Raw genomic sequence first — 17,719 nt, forward strand, 5'->3', positions numbered from 1 at the left:
CAATTTGAACTTTACCGAAAGTTTGCCATTAAGTAAAATATATAATATTGATTGTCATGATTAAGATTTCTAATACCTTTACAAGGTGAATGGACTTGAAGGTAAATCAGCTTAACTTATAAAGCACCTTAAGAAAAATAGGCGTTTTGTTCTGAGAATGCTAGCATGAAGAAGCTATCGTGAAGAATTGAAAAGGGGGTGTATGAAAGTTGATGCAGCTAAAGTTTAAAAACATAAAATGTTTTCGGCTTGTCATCTTGATTTTTCTCATTTTATTAGTAGCGTGCAATTCTCCAAAAGGAAATATAAAAGATTCATACAATAAGAATAAAACAACAGCATCATTTTCAAAAAAAGGCATACTGCTGAGTAAAGAGGAGACTGGTTTACTTCTTATAAACAATAAAACCCCTCTAAAAAGCGATTATTCATTGAATACTCACCTTCTTATTGATAAGTATAAACATGATCTCATCATTATGGATTTATCGAAAGTTGATACTAAAGAGCTGGTACAGGGTCAAACGGTTGAGATCTGGTTTGATGAGTTACAAGAATCGTTTCCTCCTAAAGCAACGGTCGAAAAATATAAAATCATTATGGATAAGTAGGAGGGCAGTGAGCACTTCTTAAAATTCACAAATAAAAAAGGAGAAAAACCCTTGAGTTTTTCTCCCTTCTCAATTTATGCCGTTGGAAGTCCCATCACAGCTTTCACTTCTAAATATTCCTCAATGCCGAAGTCTCCCCATTCTCTTCCGATACCAGATTGCTTAAAGCCGCCAAATGGGGCAAAGTAATCTGTTTCGGCATTGTTAATGGTGATTTGGCCAGCACGGATATGTTCAGCTACATATTTTAAAGTTTTTTCATCTTTTCCAACAACATACCCGGCAAGGCCATAAACCGTATCATTGGCGATGTCAAGGGCATGATCTAGGTCCTGATACGTAATCACACTCATGACCGGTCCGAAGATTTCTTCTTGCGCAATGGTCATATCATTTTTTACATTGGTGAAAATGGTATGCTTGGCGAAATATCCTTTATCGATTCCGTCCGGCTTTCCAGTTCCCCCTGCAAGCAGAGTAGCACCTTCATCGATTCCTTTTTCAATATAAGATTGCACAGTATCCCACTGCTTTTTAGAAACAAGCGGGCCTGTAGCGTGATCTTCTCTCGGATCACCAACTGTAAACTTCGGCAGGGCATTCAGCAGCGCTTTTTCAAACTTGTCTTTCATTGATTCTGGAATAAGCACACGCGTAGCTGCAGAACACACTTGACCTGTATTCATCGCAATATGATGAATGGCGGTTTCTGCTGCCGCATCCACATCTGCATCATCTAAGACGATAAGAGGGGATTTCCCGCCAAGCTCAAGAGCCACTTTCTTCACATTGTCCGCCGCGTTTTCCATAATTTTAGAGCCGACGGCACCTGATCCAGTAAATGAAACAAAGTCAATATCAGGATGTGAGCTAATACCGTCACCAATCACGTCACCAGTTCCGTTTACTAAGTTGAAGACTCCTTTCGGTACGCCTGCTTCATCAATGATTTCTGCAAGAATCATCGCAGCAAAAGGTGTAATTTCCGCTGGCTTTAAGACAACTGGTGAGCCTGCCGCAATGGCACCCGCAATTTTAAGAGATGTTTGATTCGTTGGGAAGTTCCACGGTGTAATCAATCCGCTGACGCCAATCGCTTCTTTTATAATGGTATGTCCGCCGCGGTCCTCGGTCAATGTATAAGATTTAAGTGCTTCCGCTGCTTTAGAAAAATGTTCATAGCCCATTGTATAATGAACTTCTTCTGATACTTTCAGCGGTGCACCGAGCTCTTGTGTCATCACTTCTACAAGTTCATCCTTGCGTTTTTCGTAGCCGCGCACAATGTTTTCCAGCATCTTCACGCGTTCATTTCGAGATGTTTTCGAGAAAGAAGGGAAGGCGGCACGAGCTGCTTTCACTGCCTTATCTAAATCTTCTTTTGTTCCTAAGCTAATAGTGCCAATGACTTCTTCTGTCGCAGGGTTGATGACCTCTGTCGTTTCGTTTCCTGTTGATGCAACCCATTCTCCGTTAATAAAATGTTTCTCTTGATTTCTCATTCTGACATGTCTCCTTTTTATATGTGATTCATTTAATATTCTGTTTTCAGCTGATATAAAACTGTACCCACTGTGAAAAATCTAAAACGAAGAAACTGCAAAAGAAAAAGTTTCTGATATAATACGCAAAGTGGGACATATGTCCTTTTCAATAGGTGAGCATGTATCATTTAATGGAACTAGACTGAAAAAAGAAGGAGCATTTGAACGAATGAAAGGTGTTATTTTCGCTTTATTAGGAGGCGCTTGCATTACACTGCAAGGCGTAGCCAACGCAAGAATCAGCCAGGATATCGGCACATGGCAGGCAGCAACTATCACGCAGCTAACCGGTTTTATCATCTCACTTGTCATTTTACTCATCGTACGAGACGGACACTTCAGGGAATATCGAAAGGTGCAGCCACTTTATTTAATAGGCGGCGCATTTGCAGCCATTATTATTTTTAATGAAGTCACCGCGATTCAAATGATCGGTGTCACACTCACCATCGCAGCGTTACTTATTGCACAGCTTGCTTTTACCTTTGCAATCGATGCAAAAGGATGGTTTGGTGTACAGAAGAAAAAAATGAAATGGCCTCATTATGCAGGAATTTTACTGATGGTCGCAGGCGTGATCATTTTAAAGCTATAAAGGAGGGCGTCAGATGGAGGAGCTTTATGATGAATCTCTTTTTGCCTCATATATGAAGGCACATCAATTAGAAAACGTCTTTCATCAAAAGCTCATATCACACGTGAGCTTGTGGCGCTATGAGCAGGGTGAGCTCGTTTGTTCAAAAGGGGATAAGAGGGAGTACCTGTACTTGTTAGTGAAAGGAAAATTAAAGATTTTCACGACCACAAAGGAAGGGAAAACCTTTATTCTTAGCTTTAAACATCCCCTTGAAGCGATTGGAGATATTGAATACGTTCAGCAAACCGACATGGTCAATACAGTCGAAGCTGTCACAGAAGTACATATGCTAAGGGTTTCTCATCAAGCGCTCATGCGCCATGCGAAGGATGACCCACGCGTGTTAACCTTTCTGCTAAAAGGCATCACAAACAAATTTTATACAAAATCAAACGATCTGAGTTTCCACCTTTTATATCCTGTGGAGGTCAGGCTTGCAAGCTACTTATTGTCTGTTGTAACAAATGATGACAGCGCGAGCGCCCTTCGTCTCACTGATGCGGCAAGCTTAATCGGTACAAGCTATCGTCATATTAACCGGGTCATTCAGCAATTCTGTGAAAAAGGGCTGATAGAGAGGCGTAGAGGAGAGATTACGATTTGTGACCGGAAAGGGCTTCTAGAAATAGCAGAGCACAATATTTATGAATAGAAGAAATGAAGGGATTTATATATGTTCATAGGAATACTATTAGCTATCACTGCTGGCGCACTCGTCAGCTTACAAACCATTTTTAACAGTAAGGTCAATGAGCATACAGGCTCTTGGTCAACTACCACCCTCGTTCTTGGAATGGGCTTTATTGCTTCACTCCTGATGGGTCTCTTACTAGAGGGAACTGGCATGTTTCAATTAAGACATATGGAAGCTTGGTACTGGATCAGCGGAGCCATTGGGGTAGGAGTGGTCATTTGTCTAGTTCAGAGTATCAAACGTCTTGGACCGACTTATGGCATCTCGATTGTCCTCACGTCACAGCTGGGCTGCGCTCTTTTGTTTGATTCGCTTGGCTGGCTTGGGTTAGAAAAAGTGGCATTTTCTTTTACAAAACTATTAGGTGTCATTGTGATTGTTGCTGGGATCTTAGTGTTTAAATTGACCAAATTGGAGTCAGCCGAAAAAGATCAATCGCAAGAAAAAGGGCTGCCACAAGAGTAGCCGCCCTTTTTTAAATCAATCGCCGCCATAATACCGTTATCGCGGATAATCCATTTAAAAGGAGCCTTTTCATCAAAGGCTTTTTTTTCTGCCCATATGCGCTCGCATGATAGGCTGTTCGGTCTTTAGCAACGAGATTACTGTAGGCGATTTTTTGTTCGATTGCCTGTGTAAGTGATAACGCAAACGGGGCACTGTCAATCACCAAAATCGACTCTGTGTTTAAAAAACTAGACCTCGCATCTAAGTTATATGTCCCAATAATACTCAAGTAATCATCAATCACCATTGATTTCCCATGAATGGAATAGGGGCCTTCATATTCATACAAATGAACGCCTGTTTTCATCAGTTCCTTTTTCGTGCTTAAATATCCAGCAAAGGCTAACGGATTTGGTGTCGCTGTAAGAGAATTCGTGACCATTGTCGTTTGAATCTCACTACCTAAGGGGGTGAGTCCGGCTTTCATTGGGCGTGTTGGGATGACATAAGGCGTTTGTATAAGCACAGAACGCTTTGCCCGGTGCGCAAGATCGTTCAGTTTTTTCAGCACAAGCGGCCGCTTATTGAAGCGTTCTACAGGATTTGTGAAAAAGGCAATCTGTTTCACTGAAGTGGCATCTGCTACCCAATCAAAGGAGGACATCACAAAAGGTTCTTTTGTGCGCACTGCTTCTTGATAGGATCTGAGCAGCTGTTTTCTTAGCTTTAACCCTTTTTTCGCTTTTGGCTTGGAGAACACCTCTTTTGTTCTTTTCGTAAAATCATGATTCCATAGATAAACGAAATATTGCTCCATTTCATCTAATACTTTTCCCTTTTTGGCGTTATAGAGCAGCACATCGCGGTCAAAAGCAAAGTCTTTCGGCGGCTGATCTGCAAAGTATTTATCACCGATATTTCTTCCGCCCATCACAGCCACTCGGCCATCTGCTAGTAGCAGCTTATCGTGAAGCCGATTATGCCACGTCCAAGGCTTGAACAAACGAAAGGGCTCATAAAAACGAATCGACATGTTCGGATGATTTGCCACCGCATAGCGCAAATGCTTCAGCGGCCCGCGCAAACTGTGGCAGATGCCATCTAACAACACCTGGACTTTCACACCTCGATCAGCTGCTTCAATTAAAGCACCTAGTACCCATTCGGCTGTTTTTCCCTTTTGAATGGAATAGTAACTGAGACGGATCACCTTCTTTGCCTCACGAATCATTTGGATTCTAACCTGACCAGATTCAAACCCATCGTCAAGAAGCATCACTTGATTTGTCCCCTGATCGTCTCCTGAGATAGAAGAGGCTTTATAAATACAATGTTCTTTGCATGTTTTTCGTATCGGTAAATAAAACAACACAAATGCGGTCAAAAATACATAGACGACATAGAGAAGGATGAGAAAAAACAAGAGATGAAGCATAGGTATCAGCTCCTTTCACACAGACACAACTTTTCCTTAGTGTATGTCAAAAATCAAATTTCACTCATTTTGGCTTCCACATCAAAATATATGATAAAAGAATCATCTTGTTTTTATTGGGCATTTAATTATAGTATGAAATGAGTAAGGGGGAATCGAATTGAATGAACCACTATTTAACATTCCAAGCGATGTGTATCAAACGTTAAGTGAAACAGAACGTTATTTACTCCATTATATTCACCAGCATCTAGAGGAAATCTCCACCTTATCCATCGTCACATTAAGTGAAAGAGCGAATGTGTCGACAGCCACAATTGTCAGATTGATGAAAAAAATTGGTTACAACGGCTATACTTCCTTTAAATATCGATTGAAACAAGAAAAGAAAATGACCGATGCAAGTGATCAGCTAAAAAACATCGATGAAGACATCAAACTAGCGATTCGGAAAAATGAAGAAGAGGTTTTAAAGACGATTCAGCTGCAAAGTATTGGGCAAATTGAAGATGCCGTTCAAAAAATACATAATGCGGACAAAATTTATATTTTCGGCAGAGGCTTCTCAGAGATGATTGCCAAAGAAATGACCATCAAATTACAGCTCATCGGAAAAACATGCGAAGTACATGACGATCCGAATATCATTCGGCTGAAATCGAGAGACATCAGTAAAAACGAACTTGCGATCTTTGTTTCATTAAATGGCGAAACAGCAGAGCTCGTTGAAGCGTGTCAAAATCTCAGCATGAAGCAAGTCACGACCATTACCGTCACGACAAGAATAGATTCTACATTAAGCAAAATATCAGATATGACTCTAGTCGGATATAAAGGCGAACAATCTTTCTTCCCAGATTATGAAGTCAGATCGCGCCTGTCTCTTCATGTCATTGCCCGCATTTTACTAGATGCCTATGTGATCCGAATGAAATAACCGCTAAAGAAGCCTTCGAGACTTTGATCTGGAAGGCTTTTTATCATGAAAACCTTTACACAACCTGAAAACATTTTCACTCCATCGTATGAGATACTTTCTTTAGAGAAAAGAAAGAAGGTGAAACCAATTGATTTATACCTGCACCTTAAATCCTGCTATTGACCTATATATTGCATTAAAAGAAATGAGGGCAAATGCAGTCAACCGCACAGAAGATGAAGATTATCAGCCGAATGGCAAAGGAGTCAATGTCTCCATTATGCTAAAGAAATATGGATTCACCAGCACTGCATTAGGATTTATTGCTGGGTTTTCAGGCTCTTATATTGAACAATCCTTAAAGGACCTTTCCATTCAAACCGATTTTATCTCGGTTGAAGGAATTACACGCATTAATGTTTTTATTAATACGACAGAAGAATACAAGCTCGTGAACCAAGGACCTGCGATTGAAGCAAAAGCGCTTCACGCCTTTCGTGAAAAAATAGCGGCCATCCCGCAGGGGGACATCCTTATCATGTCAGGCAGCCTGCCAAAGGGCGTACCCGCCAGCATTTTTTCAGAAGTAGCAGCTATTTGTCATCAGCACAACGTCAAGTTTATTTTAGACACAAGCTCCGCAGCAGTTCTTGAGACGCTTCAATACAAGCCGTATTTATTAAAACCGAATGAAGAAGAAATCGCTGCTTTTTTCGGCAAAATACATCCTATGTCAGAAAAAGAACTCATTCAATCAGGAGAAAAACTCATTGAGATGGGTGCAGAGCAAGTGCTTATTTCCCGCGGAGGAGAAGGGGCTTTGTTCATTACGAAAGACGTCATCTTAAAAGGAAACGCACCGACAGGCACTGTGGTAAACACAGCTTGTTCTGGAGATGCAATGCTCGCAGCCTTTCTTAGTAAACAGCTTGAAGGTCATTCACCTGAAGAATGCTTACGTTACGGCATTGCAACGGGCGCATCTACTGCATTTTCTAAAGGCTTAAGTGATTTACATGACATTCATTCATTAATTGAGCAAGTACACATTCACAAGATATAAGGGGGAATCAGATATGAGCCGTAAAAAAATTGTCGCTGCAACTGGCTGTCCAACAGGCATTGCACACACGTTTATGGCAGCTGAGGCATTAAAAATAGCTGCTGAGCAATTAGGGGTCGACATCAAAGTCGAAACACATGGTCAAGTAGGAATTGAAAACGCTTTAACCGATCAAGACATTCTGGAGGCCGATGGGATCATTGTCGCAGCTGACAAAGATGTGAATACAGATCGTTTTCACGGCAAACCACTTATTGAAGTGCCTGTAGCGAAAGGCATCCGCACGCCAGAAGAACTGATCCAAGGCATTATCAATGGAGATGCACCCGTTCATCAAGTGAAAGGAAGGGCTTCTGGAACGGAGAAAACATCTGCTCCTTCATCCTCTCAACAAAAGACGACGAATAAATGGATACACACGATCTACAAACATTTAATGAACGGTGTATCACACATGCTTCCATTTGTTGTTGGAGGCGGGGTCTTAATTGCCATTTCATTTCTATTCGGTATCTACTCTGCTGATCCTCAGCATGAAACGTATCATACGTTTGCTGCCTATTTGAAAAGCATTGGCGGACTCGGCTTTAGCTTAATGGTGCCTATTTTAGCAGCATTTATCGCTGATTCAATCGCCAGACGCCCAGGGATGGTTGTCGGGTTTATCGGCGGCCTGCTTGCAAACGACGGAGGCGCTGGATTCTTAGGTGGTATTATCGCAGGTTTTGCAGCAGGATATATCATCGTATTCCTTCAATTCCTGCTTCAAAAATTACCTGCATCACTTGACGGTTTAAAATCAATCTTCATCTATCCTGTTATCGGTATTTTCTTGATTGGAGCTGTGATGACACCACTATTAGTTCCGATCACAGGCCTAAATAATTCATTAATGGATTTTCTCTCAGCTGTTCAATCCACGAACCCGCTGCTCTTAGGTTTAATTGTTGGAGCGATGTGTGGATTTGATATGGGAGGTCCTTTTAACAAAGCAGCCTATGTCACAGGAACGGCTTTACTTGCACAAGGTAACCTTTACTTCATGGCAGGTGTGTCCGCAGCATGTATCACACCGCCGCTTATCATTGCGATTGCCACAACGATTTTCAGAAAACATTTCACACCGCAGGAACGAAATGCAGGGGCAATCAACTATATTCTAGGGGCGACACATATTACAGAAGGGGCCATCCCATTTGCGGCAAAAAACCCGATCGTTGTCCTGCCAATTATCATGTTTGGCTCAGCCATCTCTGCTATATTGACGTATCTATTTGGCGTACAGGTTCCAGCTCCGCATGGTGGATTCCTTGTCCTTCCAGTCGTCACAGGTGCATTTCAGTGGGTACTATCCATACTGATCGGATCACTTGTAGGTGCCATTCTATACGGACTTTACCGTAAAAAAATAGACAAACCCGCAGTTTAATAGGGAGGAAGAGAAATAATGGAACATATCTATATGAATCTTCATGAAACAGCTTCTTCACAGGCTGGCGTTTTCGCAGCCATTGCTGACATTGCCTACAAAGCAGGTATTTGTACATCAGCAGAGGATGTCAAAAAAGGCTTAGCTGAAAGGGAAGCACTGAGCACGACTGGATTTCAAGATGGATTTGCCATTCCACATACACAAACAGAAGCCATCACAAAACCAGCACTTGTGATCGTCCGCACTGAAACAGGCATTGAATGGGACGCTTTTGATGGGAAGCCATGCTTTTTCTTCTTATCCTTACTGATCCCCAAAAATGAAGCGGGCACCACTCATCTAAAGGCTCTTTCTGCTCTTTCACGAGGATTAATGGATGAAGCCAAACGACAAAAGCTGCTGGAAACAAGAACAAATGAAGACATGCTTACTGTTTTAGAAACAGATATTTTAACGAGAGAGGATGTTTGATTATGCCTTTACTTTCAACAACACCGATGCTTGAGGCTGCGAAAAAAGAAAAATACGGAATCATTGCATTCAATGTACATTCCTTTGACAGTATTTATTGGGTGCTCGAAACGGCCGCAGAATTAAAATCACCTGTCATTTTGCAAACAACGGTTGGAACAGTTCAATCACTTGGAGCAAAAGCGATTGCAGATACAGTCAAAGCGGCGGCTGATCAATATCAAATCCCAATCGGTCTGCACCTCGATCACTGCACGGACTTTGATGTGATTCTCACCTGTATTCGAGCAGGATATACATCCGTCATGATCGATGCATCCATGCATTCATATGAAGAAAATGTACGCCGCACAAAAGAAGTTGTGGACCTCGCATTAAAAGTAGGAGTGAACGTTGAAGCAGAATTAGGCAAGGTAGGCGGCGTAGAGGATGATATCGTCGTCGATGAAAAGGATGCTGAAAAAGCCATTCCATCAGAATGCCGTCAATTTGTAGAAGAAACTGGGGTACCTACTTTAGCGCCTGCGATCGGCACCGCTCACGGCATTTATAAAGGAGTACCGGATATTGACTTTGACCGTATTGAACAAATTGCAGCGCTGGTCGATGTTCCCCTTGTGCTGCACGGTGGTTCCGCTGTTCCGGATGAAGACGTCAGACGATGTGTGGCACTTGGTATGGCAAAGGTCAATGTCTCTACTGAATTGAAAAATGCGTACTCTGAAGCCATCCGTGATCATTTCTCAAACGAACCTGAAAGCTTAGATCCACGTATGTATTTACAAAAAGCAAAGCAAGCAGCAAAAGACATGGTCACATCGAAAATACGTATCGTTGGCAGTGAGGGCAAAGCCCATCCTCTATATCAGTGAAACGAAAAAAAGCAGAGCCGCTAACGCTCTGCTTTTTCACATTATTCGCTTTCTTTCATTTCATTTGATGTGCGTACTCGTGCATTTCCCATAAATAGGACCGTAATCGCTGCAAGGGCAATAGGGAATAACGCAATCAAAAATACGTACGTAATGCTTTGTGACATCGCATCGATGACTTTATTTAAAATATCAGGCGGAATTTGTGAACGGGCACCTTCTTGGAATATGGCTTGTGGATTGCCTATTTGAGAAGGGGCTCCTTTCATTCCGCTAAAGGCTTCTGCTAAGCGATTCGATAGGACATTGGCTTGAATCGTCCCAAAAATCGTGACACCAAGTGTCATCCCAAGTGATCTCATAAATGAATTGGTTGAGTTTGCACTGCCTCGGTAACGAGGGGCAAGATCATTCATTGAAGCTGACGGCAGAAGGGAGAAGCTGAAGCCGACACCAAAGCCTGATATCATCATAAAGATTGTGAGCCAAAGTCTAGCTGTATCTGGTGACATATTGGCAAGCAGCAGCATCCCAGCAAAAAATGAAATAACAGAGATCGTCATAAGACGTCTGAAAGGAACTTTCGTCTGCATCGTTCCGCCAATCATACTGCCAATCACAGATCCTATCATCATCGGTGTTAAAATAAACCCTGCACTTGTCGCAGATTCACCATACACCGCTTGCACGAAAATAGGAATAAAGACGGCAAGAATAATAAATGTCCCCCCATATAAAAACGCCAATATTTGAGATGTCGCAAATAAACGATTTTTAAACATCCAAAAAGAAATAATCGGTTCCTCCGCTTTACGCTCAACAATAAAGAAGATGGTACCAAACACAAGAAACACGGCAAAAAGTGTGAGGATTTGCACCGAATCCCACGCATAAGATTTACCGCCAAGCTCAAGTGCGAACATTAAGCTCACAACTGCCACGACAAGTGTAATAGCACCTGACCAGTCAATTTTTTGCTTGCGATGTTCTAGCGATTCATGATAGTATCTGGCGATCAAGAACACACTAACAATACCGATTGGCACGTTAATATAGAACACCCAATGCCAGCCGATCGAATCTGTGATAATAGCTCCTAACAGTGGTCCTAGTACACTCGATAAACCAAATACTGCACCAAACATACCGGACATTTTTCCGCGCTTTTCAGGCGGGAAGATATCAAAGATGATCGTAAACGCGATCGGAAGAAGGGCACCGCCTCCAAGCCCTTGAATGGCCCGGTAAATAATGAGCTGATCCATCGTTTGTGCAATACCGCACAGCGCTGATCCAATTAAAAAGAAAATAAGTCCAAACAGAAAAAAACGCTTTCGACCATACATATCAGAAAGCTTTCCGTAAATCGGCATTCCGGCCATTACTGCCACCATATAAGAAGCCGTCACCCAAGCAAATTTATCAAAACTGCCCAAATCTGCTACGATGCTTCCCATCGCTGTTGCAACAATGGTATTGTCCATCGCTGCCATAAAAATCCCTAACAGCAAACCGATGACAACAAAGCGAGTGGATGCCTTGCCTTTATCCACATGATTCATTTCATTTACCTCCTGCTTACGTTCTCTCCTTATTTTTGCTATGATCAACTTAAATATAAAGGAAGAGAACATTTATCTTGATGATCAAGATAAATTGATTTTAAAGGGAGGAGAACAAGTTGTCAATAAAGAACGACGCAGAAGACAGAGCAGACCTGATCATACATACACTGAGGCGCCTCGCGACACGAACGGTTTTATTCCATCAAGCGGCCGCGCAATCGCTCGGCCTTTTCCCAACAGATCTCAAATCAGCCGATTTATTAAACGAACTCGGCCCCCTCACAGCAGGGGAATTAAGTGAAAAAACAGGTCTTAGCTCAGGTGCGGTCACAGCTCTTATTGACCGTCTTGAAAAAGCTGGCTACGTCAAAAGAGAAAAGGACCCAAAAGACAAGCGAAGAGTCATCATCGTTCCATTAACGGCTGGGAAATCACAAGTAAAAGAACTCTTTCAATCTTTATCGGCATCAACTAAACAGCTCACAAACGAATACAAACGAGAAGAATTAGACTTAATCATTCAATTTATTAACGAAGCAGCAGATATTATGGAGCAAGAGCTGCGATTGTTTAAGTCTAAATCGTAAGAAAGCGCACTGTTGGAGGTGTGCTTTTTCTAATGAAAAAATTAACCTGCATCGGATGAAGAATTTTAGATTCCTTTGGATCTGATATACAGAAGATGAATTCGCTGAACTAGCCCTTTTTACTATTTTTAATAGATTCAAAGGTTTAGAGATGAAAAAGGATTGTTATAATCTGAAAAAGCAAGCAACATGTAATCTTTCCACTTTAAAAATAAAAAAAGCCTAAAAGTTAATAAATATTTAAGATTTAATAGTTACTATTTTTATTAACCACAAAATAAATAAAATGGAGGGTTAATTGGAATGAAAAGAAAATTTATTAATTTAGTTGGCTTTGCTGCGGTATTGACCGTTATTGTAACAGGCTGCTCGCAGTCAAAAAGCTCAGATAGTGTGAAAGCAGAAAAAGTCTCAGCTGAAAACGAAAAAAATAAAGGAAATGTGTATGTAGAAAGTGAATTTGCTCCATTAAAACGTGTCGTTTTGTCTCAGTCTGAAGTTTATTTTCCCGAGGGAGATAGCGGCTCAAACATGATGGAAGATATGAAAGATATTCAAATCAAAATGGAAAAAGAACGTGAAGAGTTTAAAAAAGTACTTCAGAAATACGATGTAGACACCCAAATGCCACGCCTTTTAACAGAGAATGAAAAGAAATTAGGTTTAGCTGAAAATGGTATAACTGGTGGAGCAGGGGCTACGAATTTCTTTGTTAGAGATCCATTCTTTACAATAGGAAATCACATAATCGAAGGATCGTTCTTTTCAAGCTACCGCAGACTAGAAGTTTTCCCAGCAAGACATATCCTTTTAAAAGAGGTAAGAGCGAACAAAAATCCATATGTTGCTGTTCCACAGCCGGATGTTTCAAAAGGCATAAATTCTAAGAATGGTCCGTTTTTAGAGGGTGGAGATATTCTTGTGTACGGGAAAACAATTTTTGTTGGGAACTCTGGTCAAGCATCTAATAAAGAAGGAATCGATTGGCTCCGTAATTATTTAACACCAGATGGTTATAAAGTAGTTGAAGTGAAACTCGAGAAAAATACTCTTCATCTTGATTGTGTCATTAGTTTTGTGCGAGACGGTCTGATGATTGTGAATGAAGACTCACTACCAAACGGAGTTCCAGATGAATTAAGAGATTGGGATAAAATAAAAGTAAGCTACAAAGAAGCGCAAAATTTAGCTATTAATGGGTTACCGATTAATGAAAAAGTATATGTAACGGATATAGCATATCAAAATACAATTGGAAAAGAATTAGAAAAAAGAAATATCAAGGTGGAATATGTTGATTTTAAAATAACAAGAAGCTATGGTGGCGCTTTCCGATGCACGACTCAGCCATTACTTCGTAAATAAAAAAACAGAAAAGCATCCTGATTAAGAGCATCTTTTTTCTATGTGGATCATCGTATAATAGAGACTAGCAAAAAACGATTATTTTGTCCAGAAAGAAGAACCTGCAGACGCTGATCATTAGGCACTTAAGTGCCTTGATTGGTGTCCGCTTTCTTTATCGGCAATGAAGCCCAGTACATATGTGTGAATCAAGAATGCCAAAAGAATTGTAAAAAATCAAAAAAAGGCATTCAAAAAAATTTCTATCACGTAAAAGAAGACAAAGGACTCTTTGTGTACAAGTCTGAAAGCACACTCATGCGGGTGTGCTTTTTCTTATGGCAAAAGAGCACCCAAAAGCTGCACTGCATTTGCTGAAGACATTTGGGCTTCTTTGATGCATGTGAGTTGATTAAACTTATAACCAAAGGGAAGAAGGGAGGAATTCCAACTGTATTTAACCAAAAGGGGCACGACTTTACTATCAATGCTGATTCACACGACATCTTATTTATCAATTGAAGATTTACAGAATCGACTGAATGTCTCTACTCGAACCGTCTACTCTGAAATCAAACGCATGAATAGCTGGCTGGAAACTCAGCAGCTGAGTGGTATTCAGCGAAAAGATCAACTTGGCTACTACTTACACCCACATGAAAAAGAAGTCATTATTCAAAAAGCGAACACCATTCTCGTTGGCCATGATTATGAACCATGCGTAAAGGAAAGAAGAGCCATCCTGCTCTTATCCATTGCATGCAGTGAGAAACGCCTAAGAATTGATGATTTTATGAAGATGATCAAAGTGAGCCGGAATACATTGCTTGAAGATATGAAACAGCTAAAAGAAGCACTTTCAAAGCAGCAGCTCACGCTTCACTATCAGACAGCCTGCGGCTATTTGATTTCAGGAGAAGAAAGAGCGATTCGATTGGCGCTGAAACCTTATATTCATTCCATTCGCACAATGATAAAAAACGAAAAAGCGTTTCCATCTTTTTGGTTAAAGGGGCCCATTTCATATAAGCGGTTAAAGCATCTCCTCGAGAATTCAGAACAAGAGCTTAAGCTCGAGTTTGCAGATGACATGCTGGATCAGCTGTCTTTGGATCTCTTTTTCTACTTCAAGCGGATGAAGCTAGGACGTGCTGTACACCTTTCAAACGAAGAAAAGCGTACATTGCAGGAAACAGATGAATGCTTGGCGGCTATTCGTTTCATGGCACAAATTCAAAGGGAAACAGTTCTTCAAGTTCATGATGATGAAATCTATTTTCTTAGCACTCTATGGCTCAGCGCCAAGAAACAAAAGCTTCCATCAAGTAAAAAACCAGAAGAGCATCTCATTCGCACCATTGCCAGACAAATGATTTTTGACTTTCAGCGGTATGCTTGTATTTCCTTTCAAGAGTACGAAGCCTTGGAGCAAAACTTGACCATGCATCTCATCCCGGCCTATTACAGACTCATCTATCACATTGATATCAACAATGAATTAACAGAATCTATTAAAAAAGCACAGCCAGAGGTGTTTGACATCACTCAAAAGGTCGTATGCCATTTAGAAAAGGCGACTTGCTCAAAGATCAGCGACCATGAAATTGCATATGTGGCGATGCATTTTGGTGGTTGGATGAGAAGAGAAGGGATTTCACCAATTGTGCGGCGTTCTGTATACATTGTCTGCGGCGAAGGAATTGGCACAAGTCACATGCTGAAAACACAGCTTATCGAATTAATCGGTTATATCGAAGTACGCGATCTATTATCAAAGCGTTCATATGAAGAAATGTCATCCATTGATGTCGACTTTGTTGTGTCAACAACACCTATTTCGTTTAAAGGAAAACCCGTTCACCTCGTTCATCCCATCCTCACTGCCTATGAGAAAAAAACCTTGCTTCAATATGGAGAAGGTGCAGAAATCAGGCTTGATGAGAAAAATGTGGACGCTTTATTCAACATCATTCAGCAGCATACCATCGTACAAAATGAAAAAGCACTGCTTCGTGATCTTAAAGAGCTACTTCATCCCGCATATGTATCCCATCAGAAAGGGTGGAAACCAGTGTTAAACGATTTATTAACAGAAAAAACCATTCATCTCCAGCAAACAGCAGATACTTGGCAAGAGGCCATCACAAAAGCAGCGCAGCCTTTACTCGATCAAAATGCCATTCAGAGAGGTTATGTGGAGGCCATGATTCAGTCTGTGCATCAAAATGGACCTTATATTGTGATTGCACCACAAGTAGCCATTCCGCACGCCAGACCAGAGGACGGCGTGAACAAATTAAGCATGTCACTCATGTCATTTGAACCGCCCGTTTTTTTCTCTAAAGATGGAAAAAAACAGGTTCGTCTCATCATTGTGCTAGCAGCCATTGACAGTATGACCCACTTGAAAGCACTCAAACAGCTGACCATGCTGTTAAGTGATGAAAAACGGAGAAAACAACTGGTTGAAGCAAAGGAATTAGCATCGGTGCAAAAACTAGTTGATCAATTTTCACAACTATAAAGGAGGAAAAAGAGAATGAAAAAAATTCTTGTTGTGTGCGGAAACGGATTAGGAAGCAGCTTTATCGTAGAAATGAATGTCAAAAAAGCATTAGAAGAGTTAGGACTTGTAGCTGAAGTGGATCATACCGATCTCAGCACAAGTAAAAATGAACAGGCCGATCTATATATCGGAGCAACAGACATTATCGATCAGCTGGATGACGGCACAAGAAAGGTCGCTGGATTAAATAACTTGTTAGACCAGGAAGCCATTAAAGACGTCCTTCGTAAACACATATAAGCCACAAAAAAGGGGGATTCACATCATGATAGAACTGATCATGAACGATATATTGGGCACACCGGCAATTCTCATCGGTTTGTTTGCACTGGCCGGTTTACTTTTGCAGAAAAAATCAGCCGCAGATACCGTGTCAGGCACCTTGAAAACAACCATGGGTTTTTTAATATTAGGAGCGGGCGCCACGGTCGTGTCTGATTCACTTGGAGTTTTTCGAAAAATGTTTGAAGCAGCCTTTCACATTCAAGGGGTAGTCCCAAATACAGATGCCATGGCGGCCATTGCCCAAAAGGAATTCGGTACACAGACGGCTCTCATTATGATTTTTGGCATGCTGGTCAATTTGTTATTGGCAAAATTCACGCCCTTTAAATACGTCTTTTTAACAGGGCACCATACCTTGTATATGGCTGCAATGCTCGCAGTCGTTCTCTCGACAGCCGGAATGCAAGGAGGATTTCTTGTGACCACCGGTTCGATTATATTAGGAACAGCTATGGTCATTGCACCGGCTATCCTTCAGCCATTCACAAGGAAAGTCACCGGAAGCGATGATCTCGCGCTCGGACACTTCAGTACCTTCGGTTATTTTACAGCGGGAATGATCGGCAAATGGATCGGTCGTCCAGAGAAATCAACGGAAACCATTCAAGTGCCTAAATCACTCGGATTTCTAAGAGATACATCTGTTGCCATTTCGATCACGATGGCTTTGCTGTTCTTTGCGATTGCACCGTTTGCAGGGATTCCCTTTATAGAACAAATTAGCGGGGGCACGAACTTCGCTGTCTTCATTCTCATTCAGGCTATTACCTTTGCCGCTGGTGTATACATTATTTTAGCCGGGGTGAGGATGGCAATCGGTGAAATCGTGCCTGCTTTTAAAGGGATTGCCGATCGTTTTGTGAAAGGGGCAAAGCCGGCACTTGACGCGCCAACCGTTTTTCCATTTGCTCCAAATGCAGTCATTATCGGTTTTTTATGCAGCTTTGCAGGAGGCATCGTATCCATTTTTCTTTTACCTTTGTTTGGTTTAACTGTCATTGTCCCTGGTCTTGTCCCGCACTTTTTTTGCGGCGCTACAGCAGGAGTGTATGGCAATGCAACAGGAGGCGTGAGAGGTGCTGTCGCTGGGGCCTTTGTGAATGGATTACTTCTTTCCTTTTTACCTGCTTGTTTATTACCTGTGTTAGGGACCCTTGGCTTTGAAGGGACAACTTTTGGAGATACAGACTTTGGTATCATCGGAATCTTAATTGGATTGATCAAGCTTTTATTTCAACTTTAAAAAA

General features: G+C 41.4%; 16 protein-coding genes and 1 pseudogene. 14 read left to right on the forward strand and 3 right to left on the reverse strand.

All coding sequences use genetic code 11. The features are described from left to right. The first annotated feature begins 212 nt into the window (after positions 1–212). Entirely contained in the window at positions 213–611 is a 399-nt protein-coding gene (locus tag ACSSTM_RS02680; protein ID WP_420734950.1) for a DUF3221 domain-containing protein, read from the forward strand. Between the two features lie 74 nt (positions 612–685). On the opposite strand, the gene ACSSTM_RS02685 is transcribed toward ACSSTM_RS02680, so the two are convergent. After that, complete coding sequence (locus ACSSTM_RS02685) at positions 686–2,113, reverse strand: aldehyde dehydrogenase family protein (protein ID WP_095285238.1); 1,428 nt, start codon at positions 2,111–2,113, stop codon at positions 686–688. Between the two features lie 211 nt (positions 2,114–2,324). On the opposite strand from ACSSTM_RS02685, the gene ACSSTM_RS02690 reads away from it, so the two are divergent. From ACSSTM_RS02690 to ACSSTM_RS02700, 3 genes are read left to right on the forward strand one after another with little or no spacing between them, the layout of a single operon-like run. Further along, positions 2,325–2,750, forward strand: a complete 426-nt coding sequence (locus ACSSTM_RS02690; protein WP_034661956.1) for a DMT family transporter — start codon at positions 2,325–2,327, stop codon at positions 2,748–2,750. A gap of 13 nt (positions 2,751–2,763) precedes the next feature. Then, entirely contained in the window at positions 2,764–3,444 is a 681-nt protein-coding gene (locus ACSSTM_RS02695; RefSeq protein WP_066030818.1) for a Crp/Fnr family transcriptional regulator, read from the forward strand. A 21-nt stretch (positions 3,445–3,465) separates the two neighbouring features. Continuing rightward, the gene (locus tag ACSSTM_RS02700) at positions 3,466–3,951 is read left to right on the forward strand and encodes a DMT family transporter (RefSeq protein WP_095285237.1); all 486 of its coding nucleotides are present in this window, start codon (positions 3,466–3,468) and stop codon (positions 3,949–3,951) included. A 10-nt stretch (positions 3,952–3,961) separates the two neighbouring features. Here ACSSTM_RS02700 and ACSSTM_RS02705 read toward each other — a convergent pair whose 3' ends face one another. Continuing rightward, the gene (locus ACSSTM_RS02705) at positions 3,962–5,368 is read right to left on the reverse strand and encodes a phospholipase D-like domain-containing protein (RefSeq protein WP_187704539.1); all 1,407 of its coding nucleotides are present in this window, start codon (positions 5,366–5,368) and stop codon (positions 3,962–3,964) included. Positions 5,369–5,528: 160 nt separating this feature from the next. Between ACSSTM_RS02705 and ACSSTM_RS02710 the strand changes: the two genes are divergently transcribed. From ACSSTM_RS02710 to ACSSTM_RS02730, 5 genes are all read left to right on the forward strand, one after another. Beyond that, positions 5,529–6,305 (forward strand): MurR/RpiR family transcriptional regulator, encoded by a 777-nt coding sequence (locus ACSSTM_RS02710; RefSeq protein ID WP_034660839.1) that lies wholly within the window; start codon positions 5,529–5,531, stop codon positions 6,303–6,305. A gap of 130 nt (positions 6,306–6,435) precedes the next feature. Next, positions 6,436–7,350, forward strand: a complete 915-nt coding sequence (gene pfkB / locus ACSSTM_RS02715; protein WP_034660838.1) for a 1-phosphofructokinase — start codon at positions 6,436–6,438, stop codon at positions 7,348–7,350. 13 nt (positions 7,351–7,363) lie between these two features. Further along, positions 7,364–8,779, forward strand: a complete 1,416-nt coding sequence (locus ACSSTM_RS02720; RefSeq protein WP_437403980.1) for a PTS fructose transporter subunit IIC — start codon at positions 7,364–7,366, stop codon at positions 8,777–8,779. A gap of 15 nt (positions 8,780–8,794) precedes the next feature. Further along, positions 8,795–9,253, forward strand: a complete 459-nt coding sequence (locus tag ACSSTM_RS02725; protein WP_066030823.1) for a PTS sugar transporter subunit IIA — start codon at positions 8,795–8,797, stop codon at positions 9,251–9,253. A 2-nt stretch (positions 9,254–9,255) separates the two neighbouring features. After that, positions 9,256–10,125: a class II fructose-bisphosphate aldolase gene (locus tag ACSSTM_RS02730; protein WP_095285235.1), complete on the forward strand. Its 870-nt coding sequence runs from the start codon at positions 9,256–9,258 to the stop codon at positions 10,123–10,125. Between the two features lie 43 nt (positions 10,126–10,168). Here the strand turns inward: ACSSTM_RS02730 and ACSSTM_RS02735 are convergent. Beyond that, a pseudogene (locus ACSSTM_RS02735) lies at positions 10,169–11,687 on the reverse strand (MDR family MFS transporter); the annotation flags it as partial. Between the two features lie 119 nt (positions 11,688–11,806). Between ACSSTM_RS02735 and ACSSTM_RS02740 the strand changes: the two are divergent. The 5 genes from ACSSTM_RS02740 (at position 11,807) to ACSSTM_RS02760 (ending at position 17,715) form a co-directional block, all read left to right on the forward strand. Then, positions 11,807–12,277 (forward strand): MarR family winged helix-turn-helix transcriptional regulator, encoded by a 471-nt coding sequence (locus ACSSTM_RS02740; RefSeq protein ID WP_034660833.1) that lies wholly within the window; start codon positions 11,807–11,809, stop codon positions 12,275–12,277. Positions 12,278–12,580: 303 nt separating this feature from the next. Beyond that, positions 12,581–13,642 (forward strand): dimethylarginine dimethylaminohydrolase family protein, encoded by a 1,062-nt coding sequence (locus tag ACSSTM_RS02745; protein ID WP_212590101.1) that lies wholly within the window; start codon positions 12,581–12,583, stop codon positions 13,640–13,642. Positions 13,643–14,072: 430 nt separating this feature from the next. Next, the gene (locus tag ACSSTM_RS02750; protein WP_286203248.1) at positions 14,073–16,145 is read left to right on the forward strand and encodes a BglG family transcription antiterminator; all 2,073 of its coding nucleotides are present in this window, start codon (positions 14,073–14,075) and stop codon (positions 16,143–16,145) included. Positions 16,146–16,160: 15 nt separating this feature from the next. Continuing rightward, complete coding sequence (locus ACSSTM_RS02755) at positions 16,161–16,427, forward strand: PTS sugar transporter subunit IIB (protein WP_034660831.1); 267 nt, start codon at positions 16,161–16,163, stop codon at positions 16,425–16,427. 25 nt (positions 16,428–16,452) lie between these two features. Further along, positions 16,453–17,715, forward strand: a complete 1,263-nt coding sequence (locus ACSSTM_RS02760) for a PTS ascorbate transporter subunit IIC (RefSeq protein ID WP_034660830.1) — start codon at positions 16,453–16,455, stop codon at positions 17,713–17,715. Positions 17,716–17,719: the final 4 nt, after the last annotated feature.

The sequence above is a fragment of the Bacillus sp. RK1064 genome (assembly GCF_051488405.1).
In the GTDB taxonomy this organism is placed as follows: domain Bacteria; phylum Bacillota; class Bacilli; order Bacillales; family Bacillaceae; genus Bacillus.